The sequence below is a fragment of the Paenibacillus sp. IHB B 3084 genome (genome assembly GCF_001447315.1).
Lineage (GTDB): Bacteria > Bacillota > Bacilli > Paenibacillales > Paenibacillaceae > Paenibacillus.
This window is the reverse complement of sequence record NZ_CP013203.1, coordinates 4,539,125-4,555,882: the sequence shown is the minus strand read 5'-3', so window position 1 is coordinate 4,555,882 and position 16,758 is coordinate 4,539,125. Positions and strand designations below refer to the sequence as shown.

15 protein-coding genes are annotated in these 16,758 nt (G+C 47.3%); 3 read left to right on the top strand and 12 right to left on the bottom strand.

Annotated features, from left to right (window positions below):
* Nucleotides 1–216 precede the first annotated feature (216 nt).
* The 7 genes from modB to moaA form a co-directional block, all read right to left on the bottom strand.
* Nucleotides 217–882, bottom strand: a complete 666-nt coding sequence (gene modB / locus ASL14_RS21385) for a molybdate ABC transporter permease subunit (protein WP_134913375.1) — start codon at nt 880–882, stop codon at nt 217–219.
* Nucleotides 883–909: 27 nt separating this feature from the next.
* Nucleotides 910–1,731 carry a molybdate ABC transporter substrate-binding protein gene (gene modA, locus ASL14_RS21380; RefSeq protein ID WP_134913374.1) on the bottom strand — a complete coding sequence of 274 codons (822 nt, stop codon included), beginning with the start codon at nt 1,729–1,731 and terminating at the stop codon, nt 910–912.
* A 103-nt stretch (nt 1,732–1,834) separates the two neighbouring features.
* On the bottom strand, nt 1,835–2,914 hold the full coding sequence (locus ASL14_RS21375; protein ID WP_189338196.1) for a thiazole biosynthesis adenylyltransferase ThiF: 1,080 nt from the start codon (nt 2,912–2,914) through the stop codon (nt 1,835–1,837).
* 63 nt (nt 2,915–2,977) lie between these two features.
* Nucleotides 2,978–3,706: a molybdenum cofactor biosynthesis protein gene (locus tag ASL14_RS21370; protein WP_134913373.1), complete on the bottom strand. Its 729-nt coding sequence runs from the start codon at nt 3,704–3,706 to the stop codon at nt 2,978–2,980.
* Nucleotides 3,707–3,761: 55 nt separating this feature from the next.
* Nucleotides 3,762–4,010 carry a MoaD/ThiS family protein gene (locus tag ASL14_RS21365; protein ID WP_134913372.1) on the bottom strand — a complete coding sequence of 83 codons (249 nt, stop codon included), beginning with the start codon at nt 4,008–4,010 and terminating at the stop codon, nt 3,762–3,764.
* Nucleotides 4,011–4,143: 133 nt separating this feature from the next.
* Nucleotides 4,144–4,956 carry a formate dehydrogenase accessory sulfurtransferase FdhD gene (gene fdhD / locus ASL14_RS21360; protein WP_134913371.1) on the bottom strand — a complete coding sequence of 271 codons (813 nt, stop codon included), beginning with the start codon at nt 4,954–4,956 and terminating at the stop codon, nt 4,144–4,146.
* Between the two features lie 40 nt (nt 4,957–4,996).
* A complete protein-coding gene (gene moaA, locus ASL14_RS21355; protein ID WP_134913370.1) occupies nt 4,997–6,010 on the bottom strand; it encodes a GTP 3',8-cyclase MoaA in 1,014 nt (337 codons plus the stop codon).
* Nucleotides 6,011–6,651: 641 nt separating this feature from the next.
* On the opposite strand from moaA, the gene fdhF reads away from it, so the two are divergent.
* The gene (gene fdhF / locus ASL14_RS21350; protein ID WP_134913369.1) at nt 6,652–9,594 is read left to right on the top strand and encodes a formate dehydrogenase subunit alpha; all 2,943 of its coding nucleotides are present in this window, start codon (nt 6,652–6,654) and stop codon (nt 9,592–9,594) included.
* A gap of 13 nt (nt 9,595–9,607) precedes the next feature.
* Nucleotides 9,608–10,090 (top strand): helical membrane plugin domain-containing protein, encoded by a 483-nt coding sequence (locus ASL14_RS21345; protein ID WP_134913368.1) that lies wholly within the window; start codon nt 9,608–9,610, stop codon nt 10,088–10,090.
* Between the two features lie 267 nt (nt 10,091–10,357).
* On the opposite strand, the gene ASL14_RS21340 is transcribed toward ASL14_RS21345, so the two are convergent.
* Nucleotides 10,358–10,819: a hypothetical protein gene (locus ASL14_RS21340; protein WP_134913367.1), complete on the bottom strand. Its 462-nt coding sequence runs from the start codon at nt 10,817–10,819 to the stop codon at nt 10,358–10,360.
* Nucleotides 10,820–10,960: 141 nt separating this feature from the next.
* Between ASL14_RS21340 and ASL14_RS21335 the strand changes: the two genes are divergently transcribed.
* Nucleotides 10,961–11,314: a DUF3139 domain-containing protein gene (locus tag ASL14_RS21335; protein WP_134913366.1), complete on the top strand. Its 354-nt coding sequence runs from the start codon at nt 10,961–10,963 to the stop codon at nt 11,312–11,314.
* A gap of 107 nt (nt 11,315–11,421) precedes the next feature.
* On the opposite strand, the gene ASL14_RS21330 is transcribed toward ASL14_RS21335, so the two are convergent.
* From ASL14_RS21330 to ASL14_RS21315, 4 genes are all read right to left on the bottom strand, one after another.
* Nucleotides 11,422–11,781 (bottom strand): hypothetical protein, encoded by a 360-nt coding sequence (locus tag ASL14_RS21330; RefSeq protein WP_134913365.1) that lies wholly within the window; start codon nt 11,779–11,781, stop codon nt 11,422–11,424.
* A 153-nt stretch (nt 11,782–11,934) separates the two neighbouring features.
* Complete coding sequence (gene kdgT, locus ASL14_RS21325) at nt 11,935–12,936, bottom strand: 2-keto-3-deoxygluconate transporter (protein WP_134913364.1); 1,002 nt, start codon at nt 12,934–12,936, stop codon at nt 11,935–11,937.
* Between the two features lie 48 nt (nt 12,937–12,984).
* On the bottom strand, nt 12,985–13,992 hold the full coding sequence (locus ASL14_RS21320; protein ID WP_134913363.1) for a tripartite tricarboxylate transporter substrate binding protein: 1,008 nt from the start codon (nt 13,990–13,992) through the stop codon (nt 12,985–12,987).
* A gap of 130 nt (nt 13,993–14,122) precedes the next feature.
* Nucleotides 14,123–16,579 (bottom strand): AraC family transcriptional regulator, encoded by a 2,457-nt coding sequence (locus ASL14_RS21315; protein ID WP_134914603.1) that lies wholly within the window; start codon nt 16,577–16,579, stop codon nt 14,123–14,125.
* Nucleotides 16,580–16,758: the final 179 nt, after the last annotated feature.

Here is a 16,758-nt window from a genome sequence, read left to right as displayed (position 1 = left end):
CCACCCCCTTTTCTTATTTTTTTGTAAATCATACCACAAATTCACTAAATCTGTTACGCTTGCAAACGGAGTACAGCCTTGACCGTCCGCGAGCCTCCAGGCCCTCTAATGCCAAGAGTTGGAGAGTGAATGAAGAAGTGTAAGAGTTTTTTCTCATAACAAATAAAACACAGCCTACCCTATCGGCAGACTGCGCATGTTCTTATTCCAAAAGGACTAATCCTTTACCAGTCGATTTGAAAGCATCAACATGATAAAAGAGAATAAAATGATGACCGCTACCCAGCTCCAAGAGAGTGTCATATTTCCGACCTCGGACGCGGTGTAAATCGCCGTAGGCAGGGTTTGAGTCTGTTCAGGAATATTACCTGCAAGCATCAGCGTAGCGCCAAATTCCCCTAACCCTCGTGCAAATCCGAGAATGTATCCTGAAATGAGTGGTCGGTAGGCAAGGGGCATCGTAATGTGGCGAAACACTTGCCATTCGTTGGCACCTTGCGCACGTGCAGCCTGCTCTACCTCAGGGTCTACAGCTTCAAAGCCTGCTTTAATCGTGCGGTAAGCCAGTGGAAAAGCAACAACTACAGCCGCCACCACTGCGGCTCCCCACGTAAATACAATCGTCTGCTGGAACAGGCTTTCGAAGGCAGTGCCAATCCAGCTTTTCCTTCCCAGCAAGATGAGCAAAATAAAGCCGACAACAGTGGGAGGCAAAACGAGCGGAAGAAGTAGGACGGTCTCGATCACGCTGGTTCCCCTCCGCGGCGCGCAGTTCGCCATCATCCGCGCTACCACAGTAGCTAATAAAAAGACGATGATGCTGGCGACGACAGCGACTTTAACAGATACGATAACCGGAGGAAGAAAAGCTGACCAATCCAACGGGACCCCCTCCTTTATCTGTGAATTCTATTTTCCCGTCATTTCTGTAGGGGCTGAAAATCCATCTTTACTGAACACACTCATAGCTTCATCTGTCCGCAGAAAATCAAGAAACTCGCCTGCTTCCTGGCTATGTTTGGTTGCTTTTACAATGCCTTCAGGATACAGGATGGGTGCATGCAATTCCTCGGGCACTTCCAGTGCTATGACCGTTTTATCGGATGATTTGGCATCCGTCAGATAGACGAGCCCTGCATCGGCATTGCCTGTTTCAACATAATTCAATACCTGTCTTACGTCCTTGGCGAATACCATCTTAGGTTCCAGCTTGTCCCATAGTCCGGCCTTCGTCAGCGATTCTTTGGAATACTGTCCGGCGGGAACGGTAGTAGGCTCCCCAACAGCCACTTTCAGGAAAGAAGGACCCATCAGATCATTGAGCGTAATGCTTTTGTTATCTGTGCTTTTCGCCTTATCTTGCGGAACAACCACAACCAGTTTATTTTGAAGCAGTACGTTATCCTTTTCCACCAATGAAGCATCGGTTAATGCCTTCATTTGCTTCAAGCCTGCCGAAATAAATACGTCAGTGGGTGCGCCTTGCTCAATTTGTTTTTGTAATGTACCAGATGAAGCGTAGTTAAAGGTAAGTTTGATATCTGGGTGCTGTTTCTCATACTGGCCCTTGAGCGTATTCAGACTATCTTGAAGACTCGCAGCGGCTGATACGACTAGTTCTGTCTTGGGTGCGGACTGTGCCGACTGTACAGCAGCCGGAGACGAGCAACCAGCCAGAACCCATGCCAACAATCCAACGAACGTGAATATGTACCCAAATTTCTTTTTCAACTTGTTCTTCCCCTATCCTATAAATTCCAAAATGAGATGACGAAAATGTGATAGCGAAAATAAGGAAACATTGTACATCTCATAACGGGTCGAATCTATTGGGTCAACCCAAATATTTGTGATAAATCGATCTCGCCTCGGCGATGTCCTTCGTGCCATGAATTAAGACGCGTCCATCCTGAAAAAGAACGATTCGATGCGTTCCGATAACAACGGATACCAGGTATGGATTATGCTCCACCTTGCCCCCCTGACGGGATAACAAACGTGCCGCTTCATTCAGATCACGTACAGCACCCGGGGCCGGGCGGATTTGAACCGTATCTCGTCCGCACAAGACAGCCGCTTTAGCCTGATGCTCCGATTGTAAAAAAGGATACACTGGGTGCTCACCACACGTTGGACAATCGGCTTTCTTCATCGCGCTGATTTGGATTGCCTGATGCTGATTGTTCCACAGATCGAAAGAAATCAGCTTCCCCTGTAAGGCTGATTCGTCCCCAGTGAGCAGCTTCAATGCCTCGGCGCTTTGATAAGCGGCCACCATTTGTACAGCCGGGCTAATCACACCGACCGTATCACAGGTCGCACCGCCGAGCGGTACGGTTCCGAGCAGGCAATGCAGGCACGGTGTCTGTCCTGGCACGATGGTAAAGGTTGTCCCATAGCTGCCCACACACGCCCCGTAAATCCAAGGGATTTGGTGCTTGACCGCGTAATCGTTCATAAGCAGACGGGTATCGAAGTTATCGGTGGCATCTATGATGAGGTCTACCCCTGCCGCGATATCATCGATTTCCTCCAGCGAGACGTCCCGGACTAGCGCACGAATGTCCACGTCCGAATTGATTTGCTGCAATCGCTTCTGCGCGGCCACTGCCTTGGGGATCTGATCACGGGCATCCGCTTCGTCATAGAGCTGTTGGCGCTGCAAATTGCTCCAATCTACATAATCACGGTCTACCAACGTCAGCCGTCCGATGCCCGCTCGCACCAGCATGTCAGCATTGGCAGTGCCCAGTGCGCCGGCCCCCACCATCAGCACGTGCTTACTACGGATATTTTGCTGGCCTGTCGGTCCAATTTTCGAGAATAATTCCTGTCTAGAATAACGGGCATGAGACGCATGCGCATGTGCTTGTGCAGCAACTTCCATTTTCTGGATTTTGTCCATTTCTGACATCGTTGATTTACGCCTCCATACTTATCCATTGATAGCTACAAGTTGATCAGACAAGCTAAAAGTTCAAATGTCGCCCTTATTCGAAAGCTTTGGGGTATTTTGAGGATTCCAGCCACCCAGCTGATGCCCCTTCCATTCTGAGCCGTCCTCCCACACTTCCTTTTTCCAAATCGGTACGATTTGCTTTAACCGTTCAATGGCATGGCGGCTGGCTTCGTAGCAAGTATCGCGGTGTGCAGCAGAGACAGCAATCACCACACTCGTCTCTCCAATCCTTACCGTGCCAAGCCGATGTGTAATCGCAGTACGTGTAGAAGGCCAGCGCTCTGCAATTTCGTCACCAATCTGCTTCATCGTGTTCATGGCCATCGGGACATACGCCTCATATTCAAGTAGCACCGTTCGCTGACCTTGCGTAAATTCCCGAGTCGTACCATTAAAGGTCAGCGAGGCTCCATGAGAAGGATCGAGCACCTTTGAGGTTACTTCATCGGCATCAATCGGGTCGTACGTAATGGCAAATAAACCACATTTTGAAACGACCGTTTCCATCCCGGGTGCTGACTGATGAAGAGCAATTGCATCTGATGGAAGCACAAGTTCATCTGGAGAAGCCAGCTTTTTATGATGGGTAAAAAAAGAACCTGGCAGTTGTGAAGTCACTTCCGGGTACAGCTCATTCAGCTTTTTTCGAATGTCTGCAATGGTCACCGCTCCCTGTGAAAGTTCTACCGTGATCACATCACCAAGTTGCTCCGCCATATCTGCGAATAGTTGAATACGGTACTGCATATGATCTGCCCCCTTGCACCTATTCTATCGAATTCATCTATCCTATTAATAGAATTTACCCTCCTGAAACCGGAGGAATAATCGCAATCTCATCATGTATACTCACGAGGTCCTCAGGAGCGGCGTAGGCTTGATTTCTGGCAACAAAAGAACCCTGCAACTGAGCTGCTGATTCAGGGAAACACTCGGATAGCATGTCTTTTAATGCGGCAACGGTCATCGTTTCTTGCACAGTAGGCACCGTAATTATAGGCCCTCCCATCTGTTCCGCAAGTCCGGCAAATACTTGAATATGATAGTTCATTTAACATGCCCTCCTTTTCAGTACAGTGAATGTCCACCACATATGTACCAAGAAAAACCAACATGAACTAATACCCCGAAAGGTTTTATTCCATGCTGGTTAACTATGACGGTGTACATTGAAGATTTTTATATTATATTTTAGATTCAAACAGTTCATCAATCCGTTCGGTATGCGTATATACATTCAGAGAACGACTGCGTATAAAGCCGACGGTCGTAATTCCCAGATCCTCAGCCAACTCAAGTGCAAGCTCTGTGGGAGCTGACTTGGACAAAACAACTTCACAGCCGATCTTCGCAACCTTCAACAAAATTTCAGACGAAATGCGTCCGCTGAATACTATGATTTTGTCTTGTAATACAATATCATGTTTTAGGCAATGCCCATAGATTTTATCCAGCGCATTGTGTCGGCCGATATCTATTCTGGACAGGATCATCCCGTCTTTGTCGCACAGCGCTGCATTATGAACACCACCGGTCTCCTGAAACGTAAGTGCCGAGCTTTGCATTAAATTCATCAAGCGGAAGCAATCGTCAAAAGACAGCGTAACATGGGTGTCATTCATTCTTTTTGCCACTTTCGCATCATTCATAAAATAAAAGCCCTGTCTACTTTTTCCGCAGCAGGAGGTAATGTACCGTTTGGAATGGAAGTTTTGATAAAACTCATTCATTCGACGGGTTTTAATATGAACAAAGCCTTCTTTTTCCTGAACCCAAATATCTTCGATATCATCGTACCGTTGAATGACGCCTTCAGAGGCCAAAAAACCTACTGCCATATCCTCCACATACTCCGGTGTACAAACCATGGTAGCAAATTCCTGCTGATTGATTTTGATGGTCACCGGATGCTCCGTCACCACAGTGTCTTCAAAACGCTTGATCTGACCGTCACGATAACGTAGAATCTCACGTTTTACCTCAGCTGGCTTTTCCATGTGCTCCACTCCCTTGTTTCTGACAGGCTGGCTCTTCGGCTCACCCGCCGATGTGTGACATTTCAATTTTAGACGTTGCTTGCTGTGTATGATTCAGCCGTTCCTCTGAATAGCGGTCGGTACGTTCTCTCCAAACACGCTCAATGTAAGCTCTAATCTCGTCATCGGACTGTTCGGAACGCAGCATCGCGCGAAGCTTGTACCCTTGAGAGGCAAACAGGCACGTGTACAAGGAGCCTTCAGCAGAAATTCTCGCTCGTGTACATGTGGAGCAGAAGGCGTCCGTAACAGACGAAATAATGCCAATTTCCCCGTCTCTGTCCTGATACCTGTAGCGCATCGCCACCTCACCTTTGTACTGGGGTGGGACAGGCTCCAACGGCATATGCTCGTGAATGGCTTCGATGATCTGCTGCTTGGAAACGACCTGATCCAATTTCCAGCCATTGGTGTTGCCTACATCCATAAACTCAACAAAACGTAAAATATGCTTTTTCTTTTGAAAATAGTCGGCCATGGGAACAATATCCTGATCGTTAAAGCCCTTTTGCACGACCATATTTATTTTCACCTGCATCCCTGCTTGAGCCGCAGCCTCAATACCATCCAGCACCGCCTTTACGCTGCTTCTGCCCCCGTTCATTTGGCGGAATCGATCATCATCGAGCGAATCCAGACTAACCGTCACTCTCTTTAGTCCCGCCTCTCGCAGTGCTGCAGCATATTTAGGCAAAAATACGCCGTTTGTCGTCATTGCAATATCTTCAACCCCATCGAGCTGAGTTAACGAATGAATAAGCAAGGATAAATTTTTCCTCAGCAACGGCTCGCCACCAGTAATACGCAGCTTCGTAACGCCCAGCGAGACAAAAATACGGGAAAGGCGTGTAATTTCCTCAAAGGTCAATATTTTTTCTTTTGGCAAAAACGGATAGTCATGGCCAAATATTTCTTCCGGCATACAATATCGGCACCGAAAATTACATCGGTCTATGACGGATATTCTTAAGTCCCGTAACGGACGATTCCATTGATCGTCGCTCCGGTTCGCCATCCTGTTCACCTCAATCCGTCTTCATTAATAAAACTCTTTACACTCTAAATTGGAACGGCATTTCCATTCATTTTATACTGAACCAAAAAACCGGCATCACAACAACTTCTTCGCTTATGAATATCGAAGAATCTGCTAAATGCCGGTTAATTTATCTACATCAGGATTTTACGAATCCCACATCATGTGATATAGAAAAATCAAACTAACAAGCGCTGCGACAAATAAAATATACGCGATTCCCACGTACACTCCATTTACGATTGCTCTGAAATAGATTACATTCCTATTGTTAGCAATCCTGGAACGTTTGTCAATGATTTTTCGTTTTCTCAAACGATAATCATTATCAATTAAAAAAATTAATAATGTACCGTTGAACTATCTTAAATTTTACGTTATAGTTACACGAGATGACATGCAGAAAATGACATATCTAAGTTATTCAGAAGTTATTGATATACAGACGGTGCGTACTGTTTGTTATTAATACATATTCAAATGGCGGATTGGCCTCCAGGACCTAGAGCTTGGTCACTACTCCACCATAAACACAAGTGCTGGAACACGAGCACTTGTGTTTATGGTGGAGTTTTTTTATTCCTAATTTTTAAATTTAAAATCTGAAAGGAGCCTGAACCGTGACTGATAGTACGATCAAAATTACATTAAACGGACAGGAACTGAAAACGAAGAACAGCGCAACGATTCTTGAAGTGATTAACGAAAACAAAATCGCCCATCCCCAACTGTGTTACGTTCCCGAAGTTGATCCGATCCGCACCTGTGACACCTGTATTGTGGAAGTGGACGGAAAACTTATGCGTTCCTGCTCGACACATGCTGCGGATGGCATGAATATTCATTTAAACTCGGACCGCGCGAAAGCAGCTCAAACCGAGGCCATGGACCGACTACTGGAAAATCATCTCCTCTACTGCACGGTGTGCGATAACAACAACGGTAATTGTAAATTGCATAATACAGCAGAGCTTATGGAAATTGAACATCAAAAATATCCATATCGACCGAAAGTCGACCCAACGGAAGTAGATATGTCCCATCCTTTTTACCGTTATGACCCAAATCAGTGTATTGCCTGTGGCCAATGCGTAGAGGTATGCCAAAACCTTCAGGTCAATGAAACGCTGTCCCTCGACTGGGAGGCTGAACGTCCTCGCGTCATATGGGATGATAGGGTTGCGATTAACGATTCCTCCTGCGTTAGCTGTGGTCAGTGTGTAACCGTCTGCCCATGCAATGCCTTGATGGAGAAATCTATGCTGGGTGAAGCAGGCTTTATGAGCGGCATGGATAAAGACTTATTAAATCCGATGGTGGATTTAATAAAGGAAGTGGAACCGGGCTATAGCGGGATATTTGCCATTTCCGAAGCCGAAGCAGCGATGCGTGAAACCCGTACGAAAAAAACGAAAACCGTCTGTACGTTTTGCGGTGTAGGTTGCAGCTTTGAGGTTTGGACCAAAGGCCGCAAAATTTTGAAGGTACAACCTACCTCTGAAGGACCTGTTAACGGTATCTCGACATGCGTAAAAGGGAAATTTGGCTGGGATTTTGTGAACAGCGATCAGCGTTTGACTACCCCCTTAATTCGTCAAGGCGACGAATTTGTGGAAGCGACCTGGGAAGAAGCACTGAGTCTGATGGCCAGCAAAATGGGTGCTATTAAAGAAACGTATGGCGGTAAAGCACTCGGCTTTATTTCTTCGTCCAAATTTACCAATGAAGAGAACTATTTGATGCAAAAGTTGGCGCGTCAGGTCTTCCAAACGAATAACGTTGATAACTGTTCGCGGTATTGCCAATCCCCCGCCTCATGGGGGCTGCAACACACCGGAGGCATTGGCGGCGACAGCGGTACGATTAAAGATATTGCCAAAGCAGGTCTGGTCATGCTGGTCGGCTGTGCGCCAGGAGAAGGACATCCAGTGCTGGCTACTCGTATCAAACGTGCGCATAAGCTGCACGGTCAAAAGTTGATCTCGGTCGACCTGCGCAAGCATGAAATGGCAGAACGCGCAGATCTGTTCATTCGTCCGAAGCAAGGTACTGATTATGTATGGTTATCCGCTGTAGCCAAATACATCATTGAGCAAAACTGGCATGATGCAAAATTCATTGAAGAACATGTAAACTTCTATCCTGAATATTTGAAATTGCTGGAGCGTTTCACCCTGGAATTTGCCGAACAGGAAACTGGTATTTCCAAAGAGACACTGATTCAGGTAGCGACTATGATTCACGAAGCCGACGGCACTGCCATTTGCTGGGGCATGGGTGTGACGCAAAACATCGCAGGCTCTTACACTTCGATTGCAATTGCCAACCTACTGCTGGTGACCGGAAACTTTATGCGTCCGGGTGCAGGCGCATATCCGCTTCGCGGACATAACAATGTTCAGGGTGCTGCCGATATGGGTACGATGCCGGATATTTTCCCGGGCTATCAGCCTGTCACCAACGATGACATTCGTGCCAAGTTCGAAGCGGCCTACGGGGTACACATTCCAGGCCAACGCGGACTGGACAATATTCAAATGCTGGAAGCCATTGAAACAGGTGAGCTAAAAGCGATGTATATCGCCGGAGAAGAAATGGCGTGGGTGGATGCGGACTCCAACCACACACAGGAAATGCTGGCGAATTTGGATTTCCTCGTCGTTCAGGATGTATTCCTGAGCAAAACAGCAGAATTCGCGGATGTCATTTTGCCAGCCGTACCTTCGATTGAAAAAGACGGAACCTTTACGAACACCGAACGTCGTGTCCAGCGTTTATATGAAGCACTCCGCCCTATGGGAGACAGTAAACCGGATTGGTGGATTTTCAGCCAATTTGCCAAGCACATGGGATTTGATTGGGATTACAGCCATCCAAGTGAAATTTTTGAGGAAATGGCGTCACTCACTCCATTTTTCTCCCAATGTAATTATGATGTATTGGAAGGCTGGAACAGCTTTCACTGGGGATCGCCGGATGGCAGCAACACACCACTTCTACACACCAACGGCTTTAACTTCCCGGACAAAAAGGCACGTCTCGGTCTTTTCGAATATGTACCGCCTAAACAATACCCGGCTGAGTTCGATCTGACCTTAAACAACGGCCGACTGCTCGAACAATTCCATGAAGGAAATCTGACGACCAAATCACCGGGCATCCAGCTCAAGCTTCCAAGTGTATTTGTGGAGGTATCGCCGGAATTGGCGGAGGAACGCGGAGTCAAGGACGGATCGCTGGTTCGTCTGGAATCGCCATATGGTGCCGTGAAGCTGCGTGTTCTTGTCACCGACCGGATGCATGGAACCGATGTCTACGTACCTATGCACTCCAGCAGCCATGACAGCGCCGTGAACCTGTTAACTGGCGGAGCATTCGATGTAATCACCAACACACCAGCTTATAAGCAAAACAAGGTACGAATGCACATTTTGGAGGTAGATGGTCAAAATCCGCTGCCACGTATCAACCCGCGCTATAAACAGCGTCATCCGCAAAATGGGGTTGAAGTGGAGCGGAAATGGAATCGTCCCGGTTATGTCGATCTGGTGGATCAAAAATAAGGAGGTCGGACTCATGGCTAAGCCTATTTCAATCGTACGAAAGCGTGTGTTGACAGAAGAAGAACGACAAAAACAATCGCTGGATCAGCTTACTGCTGATCTGGCGGACAGCGGGGCGGCCTTGCAGAAGACGCTCGAAATTGTACGTGAGCTGCACGATAGCGGTCTTCTCGAAGCGGCTCAGTCTATGCTGAAAGCCAAAGAAAGCATCGCCAAAATCGCTGTAGGACAAGCGACGCGCAAGCCTGTGACAAACATCATCAACAATCTGATGGGGGCAGCCGGCATGCTATCCGAGGTCGACCCTGAGCTGATGAAAAAACTGGTAGGCAGCGTTACTACGGGCCTGAACGAAGCCGAAGAGCATTTAAAACAGAACAAAAAGACTCGCCTGCGCGATCTCATGAAGGCCATGAATGATCCGGATGTAAACCGGGCGATGGGTTTTGGCATTCATTTTCTCAAAGGGCTGGGGAAAGGCTTGTCCGATAAGTAGCTGAATATAGCGTGGATATGGACATCGAGCTACAGGAGTATATTCGACGCTATCAGCAGGAGGACGATCAGGAATGCCTTCAGCTATTGCTGGAGCATTGCTGGCCTTATGTGGAGACTTTGATCGGGGAGCTTGCAATAACAACGGAAATGAATGAGGATTTCGTCAGGAAGCTTCGGCAAAAAGAAAAGACACGCTTCTCTTTTATAGCTGGCCCCACTACAAACGGGAATCAGCTCTTTTCTTGTTCCCTTGATACATCCCCTACTACCGAACCTCCCTGCCTCGTCTCTCCGTCAAAAATTGCAACAGCCAAATACTATAGTTGATAAAAACCAGCGTAAAACTAATGACCGAAAACAGCGGAATTGTATGTACAATGGTAGCATAAACGATCCAAATCAACAGGATTATCAGCAGACAGATACGGAGGATTGCGTTGTTGCTTGATTCCTTGCGGAACAGCAACCTCTTCATATCCATAGTATGGTCGTTACGATGAAGTAGATGGACAAAGATCAGAATATGCAGAATCAGGTGAACAGCAAAAGCAATGAAGGCAAAAATGATACCTGTGGCAAATAGAGCAAAGCCATTTTCCAAATCAGAAGATTCATGTTCAAGCTCCGGCAATTGCCACATCCAGTACAACATGAACCCGTGACAGGAAGCTAGCGCAATGAGAATTGAAAATATATATAAAAATACTTTACTGACGGCAGTCTCCAAGTTTAATTCCTCCGTACGGATAAGTATGGCTCTCTTAACTCTCACTTATATACTCTGAGTAGTATAGCGAATTATTCTTATAGATCCAAATTTTAATAGAGTAAAACAGATCATAAAGCAAGAATTAAAGGAGAGGTTCCCATGAGAAGGATACACGGGATAAGGCTCAAAAACGTTCTATTCTCTGTTGTGGTATTCATTATTTTATTTGGGGCTGGATGGGTCTGGTTTATAAAAAATCACACCGAGGCGGCAGTAAAAGACTACCTTCTACACACACGAGGATATGCCAACGAAGATATTGCTTCCATCCAGACGGCATTTGGCAAGGCCCCTGTGGTGAGTACAGAGGTCCGATTTACCGATGAAGCTCAAACGCGATATTTCTACAGGCAGGTAGATGGCATCATTTTCCAGTATAGCTGTGCGCCCCTTCGAGGCGTTAATCCTGTGGATTACAGTTACAAACATGCAGAAGAACGCAGCATACCATAGACATCCCAGATGATGCTCATTCTACTAGCAGACACCAAAAAGGCAATTCGGACGCATACCGAACAACCTTTCTGGGGCTACAGCACTTTATAAAGTAACACTATGATCTACATTTTATTTTTATCCACTTGCAGTAACGTCACTGTTTTGAGGGAAACAGCATCTTTGATTTGCTCCTCTGCGATGACCTTGAGTTTAAGCAAACTGGCAATCTTCGAAGTATCCGGTTTGGAAAACAAGCGCCATAGCTGCGGATCAGGCAGTGAATCATACAGCTTGGTATGATCGTATTCCTTGCGGTGCTGCTGCACAACTTTGACCCGGTAGCTGCCAATTTCCCAATCTGCCACTCCCTGCTGCGCACAATGAGCTGTAATGTCATTACGCAAATCAGTCAATTCGCCTTCAATTTCTTTTTGCTTCTGCTTTAACTGATAGTAGCGACGCACCTTGTTTTCCAATTCCATCACGCTCCTCTGCTTACATATGTATGTTTGCGGAAGCGTTTTAGGACAAGTTTGTGGTGTGAAAATATAAGATGTATCTGCAAAAGCATTTCCCGGGTAATGGAGAGACTCAGGAAATGATCTTGAATCATCCGATCCGGGATCATCCGAACTTTATTTAGGGACATTGGCACCTGGATTTACAGGACCTGCTCCCTTCGATTCTCCTTTGCGTTTAACATAATTGGACCAGTAAGCCGTTAGAATAGGCACCAATATAGAGGTAACGATGACCGAAGCGGCTACTAACGCAGTTGCGGATTGCGCTACGGGCAGGAACTCTGGCTTTATATTCGCAACAATGACCGGATTGGCAACCGCCGCACCTGCCGTACTGGAGGCTGCAAGTCCTGCTGTACCGTTGCCGCCGCCGATATACTTGTCCGCCAGGATCAGCGGAATGCCTGTAATAATAATGACGCCGATGCCCAATATAATACCGAGTAAGCCGGTTTGGACAATCACACTCAGATCGATGGAACAGCCCAGTGCAAAACCGAAAAACGGAATAAGCGCATGCGTAGCGCTACCAAAATATTTACGAAAATCGTGATCCAGATTCCCCAGCATGAACCCGACCAGAAACGGCAGTACCGCCCCCACAAAAGCCTGCGGCTCAAAAACGGCCAATCCCGTACTGCCCAAAATGAGCATGGTCACTAACGGACCAGATTCCAAGGACATCAGCACGAATGCCCCCGCCTCTTCCCTGGAACCGTATTGCTGCATAATGGAGGCGTATAGCCCACCGTTCGTCATATCCATCGAAGAAATCAGCGCCAATACCGACAGGCCCGCAAACAACCCACTTTCCACGCCGCCGACGGGTAGCAATTTGGATGCTATGATAGCCACTACCCAGGCAACTACGATTTTGGTTAATACGAGCGTACCTGATTTACGTAATACCGTACCCGTAGCTCGTACATCAATGGAAGCGCCCATACAAAAAAACCACACCGCCAAAATCGGTACCGTCCCCGTCATTAGTCCCTTCGTAAACGATCCAAAGTAGTCCCCGGCCCACGGTATAAATGTATGAACCAATGCTCCTATAAACAGCGGCACCAACATAATGCCGCCCGGAATTTTATCAATGCTTTGCTTGATTTTCATAACTTCATTCAACCCTTTCGTTTTTGCCAGCGCAAAAACAAGGCCGTATTACTTGCGGCTCAAGCCTAATTCGGGAATCAACCTTGCGAAAGTTTCATGGCTCTCCTTCAACTGCCGTGCGAATGCTTCTGCATCCTTAACACGTAGCCCCAATCCATGCTTACGCATTTCTTCCCTGAATTCCTCATCTTTCGTCCCCTTGATCAGTGCGTCCGCCAGGGTTTGAGCAATCTCATCCGGCGTATCCCTGGGCACAGCCAGCCCTCTCCAAGTCCCGATAAAATGTACACTCAGCCCAGTAGACTGCTGTAACGTCGGCACACTTGGAAACGCTTCCGAAACGGTGTCTGCCTGTATCGCCAGTATGCGCAGCTTCCCTTGGTCCACATACTTTTTCACTTCGGCAGGACTGACCGGCACAGCATCCACGAAGCCACTCATCAACGCTGAAACGGCTGGCCCAGCTCCCTCATAGGGAATATGGGTAAAGCGGACTCCGCTTTTTTGCTCCAGCATCGCAGCAGCGAGGTGCCAGATGCTCCCCGTGCCTGCATTGCCCATTTTCAGCTTGCCAGGATGAGCATGAGCGTCCTCCAGAAATGCTTCGGCCGTCGTCCAGGGAGCATCCGCTCTAACCGTGATGGCAGAAGGGTCCATATTGGTTTGGACCAGCGGTTTAAAGCGCTCATAGGTAAGGGGCAGCAGTCCCAGATGTGGCAGCGTGGTCAGCTCCGCAACCAGATACGTTACAGTGTAACCGTCCGCCTGCGCCTCAGCCCCTTCCATCAGCCCGACCGAACCGCCTCCACCCGTCCGGTTAACGACGATGATCGGCTGGCCGAGATGCTTTTCGGATGCTTTCGCCAATGCTCTTGCCGTGATATCCGTACCGCCGCCCGCCGCATAAGGAACGACGAGCGTGATGGGCTTCACAGGAAATGCACCACTGTGGTCACGCAAAGCGTGTTGATCCACATATTCACTGATACTCAAGGCAGAAAGAAAAGCCACTCCCGCCGCAACCAGCACATATTTTTGCCATGGCTTGTTCTTCATTACGCTTCCTCTTTTCCAAAAAATGAACTGGGCCAGTCACGCACCCGTTTTCACCCCCAGACGTTTTCGGTCATGATATTTGCGTTTGCATGAAGTCAATGTACCGCAACGCGGGGGCTACAGCTATCGCTTAATCTTCGAATTTATCTTCCAAATCCCCAAAATGCCGACCTTTTGGCGGATCTGCATATCTATTGGAACATTTGCTGATTTCCCGAAATTTCCCGGGGGTCACCTGTTTATGCTTCCGGAATACACGGATAAAGCTGTTCTCATTCCGGTAGCCGACCTGATCAGCAATCTCTGCAATTTTCAGATGTGTTTCGCACAGTAATGCACACGCTTTTTTCACTCGCAAACCAGTCAAGAAATCGTATACGGTGCTACCTGTCTCTTCCTTAAACATACTGCTTACCGATGACACGCTCATATGGACCTGATCTGCAATTTCCTGAAGCCCAATATTTAAATGCAAATGATGCTCCATGTAATCGATCATCTCCTGTACACGTACAAACTCCTTGGACTGTCTGTGTCCAGAGAGTTTTTCGCCGATATCAGCTACAATCGAATACATTTGCTTCTCGATATCTGCAAGATCAAGCGTCTGAATCTGATTCCAGTGGTAATCAACAAGCTTGTCCGGCGGCGTCACGCCATGAGTCATGCACCATTTCAGCAGCTCCTCCATCAGTTCATGAACAGACAGATACACCTGCAATGGGGAGGTCCTGTGAAGACGAAGTTCTTCTCCCCATTGGCTGATCAGCTCGATACTTTTCCCGGCTTCCTGTGACTCCACGGCACGAATGATTTCCACATTCCGGTTTTCCACCGCTGATGAAACATGAGCATGCTCTTCTGGCCTAAAATACTCTGTAACATCCATGTCCATCCCCATGCTATCCGTGCTCATATGCGAACATCCATATCCCTCATACAAACGCAAACCAAGGGCTTCTTTCCCCTTTACAAATGACTGACGTAACTCATGGATATCGGAGAATGCAGGACCCATTCCTATGGAAATAGTCAGGGGAAGATGCTCATTCACAACCTGAATCAGCCTGTCTGCGCTTTTGCGGAGCAGAATGCTGTCTGTGACATCGGCATCAGCCCCAGTCTCAGTCCCAGTTATAGCTTCATCTTCGCTCTCACTTAACTGTAGTAGTACAACGAACCCGCTTTCCTCATCTGGCGCGCTTACCGCCTTCCAGTGAGGTTCAAGCCATTCCAGCAAAATATTATTCAACGCATATTTGAGCAGCATTTTATCCTCCTCTGGAAAGCTTGCTGCCCAAATAGAATACCGATCGATTGACACGATCATCACAGCCAAAGAGCTGCCGTCCCAATCGGAAAAATACTGTTCCCATTTCATACGCATTTCCTGTATGCCCATTCTACGCTGGATGACATCTTCCATGTATTTGGAACGCAACTCCGGTAGACTTCGCTCCACCACCAGTGATTTGCGATGGAACTCTCCAACCAGCTTGCCAATGACCGGCTCCAGATCATACAATCCACCTTGGCGCGTTCCTTTGTAGCCTGAATTTAACAGGCTATTAATTCTTTTCATAGGGCGAAACGCCGCATAATTGTAATAGTAGACCGCTGAGCAACCCGCCAGTATGGAAATAAAGGCCAACCACAACATCATGTTGCGCGCCAGCTTGACATGCTTCAGCAGCTTATCCATAGGAACAAGCGATACCAGACGCCAGCCCGTCACATCTGAAAAGGTCTGGTTCGCCATGTACTCCATCCCCCCTACCTCTACATAAGCATAGGGGCTCACATCCAGCTCTTTTAAAACCTTGTCCATTTCGTGTAGGGGTACAGACGATTTTAATTTGGGATAGATCAACTCACCCTCCAGATCGTACACATATTGCGAGTTGGACAAATGAATATACAGCTTGGAGAAAAAGCGATCATAATCCAGATTGATCAGCACCGCGCCGATGACCTGCCCATCCTTTACCACGGGTCTTGCCAGCGAAAGGAGTTCTACCGTTCCATGTTCATGATTCGTGCCGTACCATCTTCGCTTAATCAGTAATGGCTTCTTTTGAATGTCCCGAATCCAGGGAACCCAAGTCGTATCCGGCGCTTGGTCCCAATCGGGTACATAGCCGTATTCGCTGGATACGAGAGCATGCTTTTCCAAAGAAATAACTTCAGCCGAATGAATCTCTTCATGCGAAGAAAGGGCTTTCAAGTATTTCTGTAGCCGTTTGATGACGGGAACGTTGTTTGACAGTGATTTCCCATCTGTTTGTAAACGTGCAAATGCCTCAACATCCGGGGAATAGGCTGCATCCAGCGCCTTATTATCGGACTCCCGAAATGCCCTGTTGGTCACATCCAGATTAATTTGCAGCAGTTCTATGTTCGGTGTGTTCAATTCGGTATCCAAACCCTTGCGATATCCCGAATACGATAGCAAGCCGATCACACTAATAATGAGTGATACACTTAGAGTGAGTAGCAGAATGAGCCTTGTCTGTTTATTTTTCAGAATCAATCGAAGCTTTAATCGCAGCATTCCCGTAAATTCATCCTTCCGGACTTCGTTTTCCAGCATCCCTTGCCAACAACGTACAGGCTAACATATACTCCCTAAATCTATTTGACACAGGATGGGGAATTCCCTGCTATTAACTCTACGAAGAGCAATAAAAGGTAGCTATTATTGTCAATCATTAGACACTTTCAATAAAAAAGAAGAAGCCTCCCTGCATGGGTAAGACTTCTTCTATG

Excerpts from the sequence above, each read along its gene's own strand:
- moaA (WP_134913370.1), bottom strand. The coding sequence starts at position 6,010 with ATGGCGAACCGGAGCGACGATCAATGGAATCGTCCGTTACGGGACTTA.
- ASL14_RS21365 (WP_134913372.1), bottom strand. The coding sequence starts at position 4,010 with ATGAACTATCATATTCAAGTATTTGCCGGACTTGCGGAACAGATGGGA.
- fdhD (WP_134913371.1), bottom strand. The coding sequence starts at position 4,956 with ATGGAAAAGCCAGCTGAGGTAAAACGTGAGATTCTACGTTATCGTGAC.
- ASL14_RS21320 (WP_134913363.1), bottom strand. The coding sequence starts at position 13,992 with ATGAAGAACAAGCCATGGCAAAAATATGTGCTGGTTGCGGCGGGAGTG.
- ASL14_RS21370 (WP_134913373.1), bottom strand. The coding sequence starts at position 3,706 with ATGCAGTACCGTATTCAACTATTCGCAGATATGGCGGAGCAACTTGGT.
- ASL14_RS21330 (WP_134913365.1), bottom strand. The coding sequence starts at position 11,781 with ATGGAATTGGAAAACAAGGTGCGTCGCTACTATCAGTTAAAGCAGAAG.
- ASL14_RS21375 (WP_189338196.1), bottom strand. The coding sequence starts at position 2,914 with ATGTCAGAAATGGACAAAATCCAGAAAATGGAAGTTGCTGCACAAGCA.
- kdgT (WP_134913364.1), bottom strand. The coding sequence starts at position 12,936 with ATGAAAATCAAGCAAAGCATTGATAAAATTCCGGGCGGCATTATGTTG.
- ASL14_RS21335 (WP_134913366.1), top strand. The coding sequence starts at position 10,961 with ATGAGAAGGATACACGGGATAAGGCTCAAAAACGTTCTATTCTCTGTT.
- ASL14_RS21345 (WP_134913368.1), top strand. The coding sequence starts at position 9,608 with ATGGCTAAGCCTATTTCAATCGTACGAAAGCGTGTGTTGACAGAAGAA.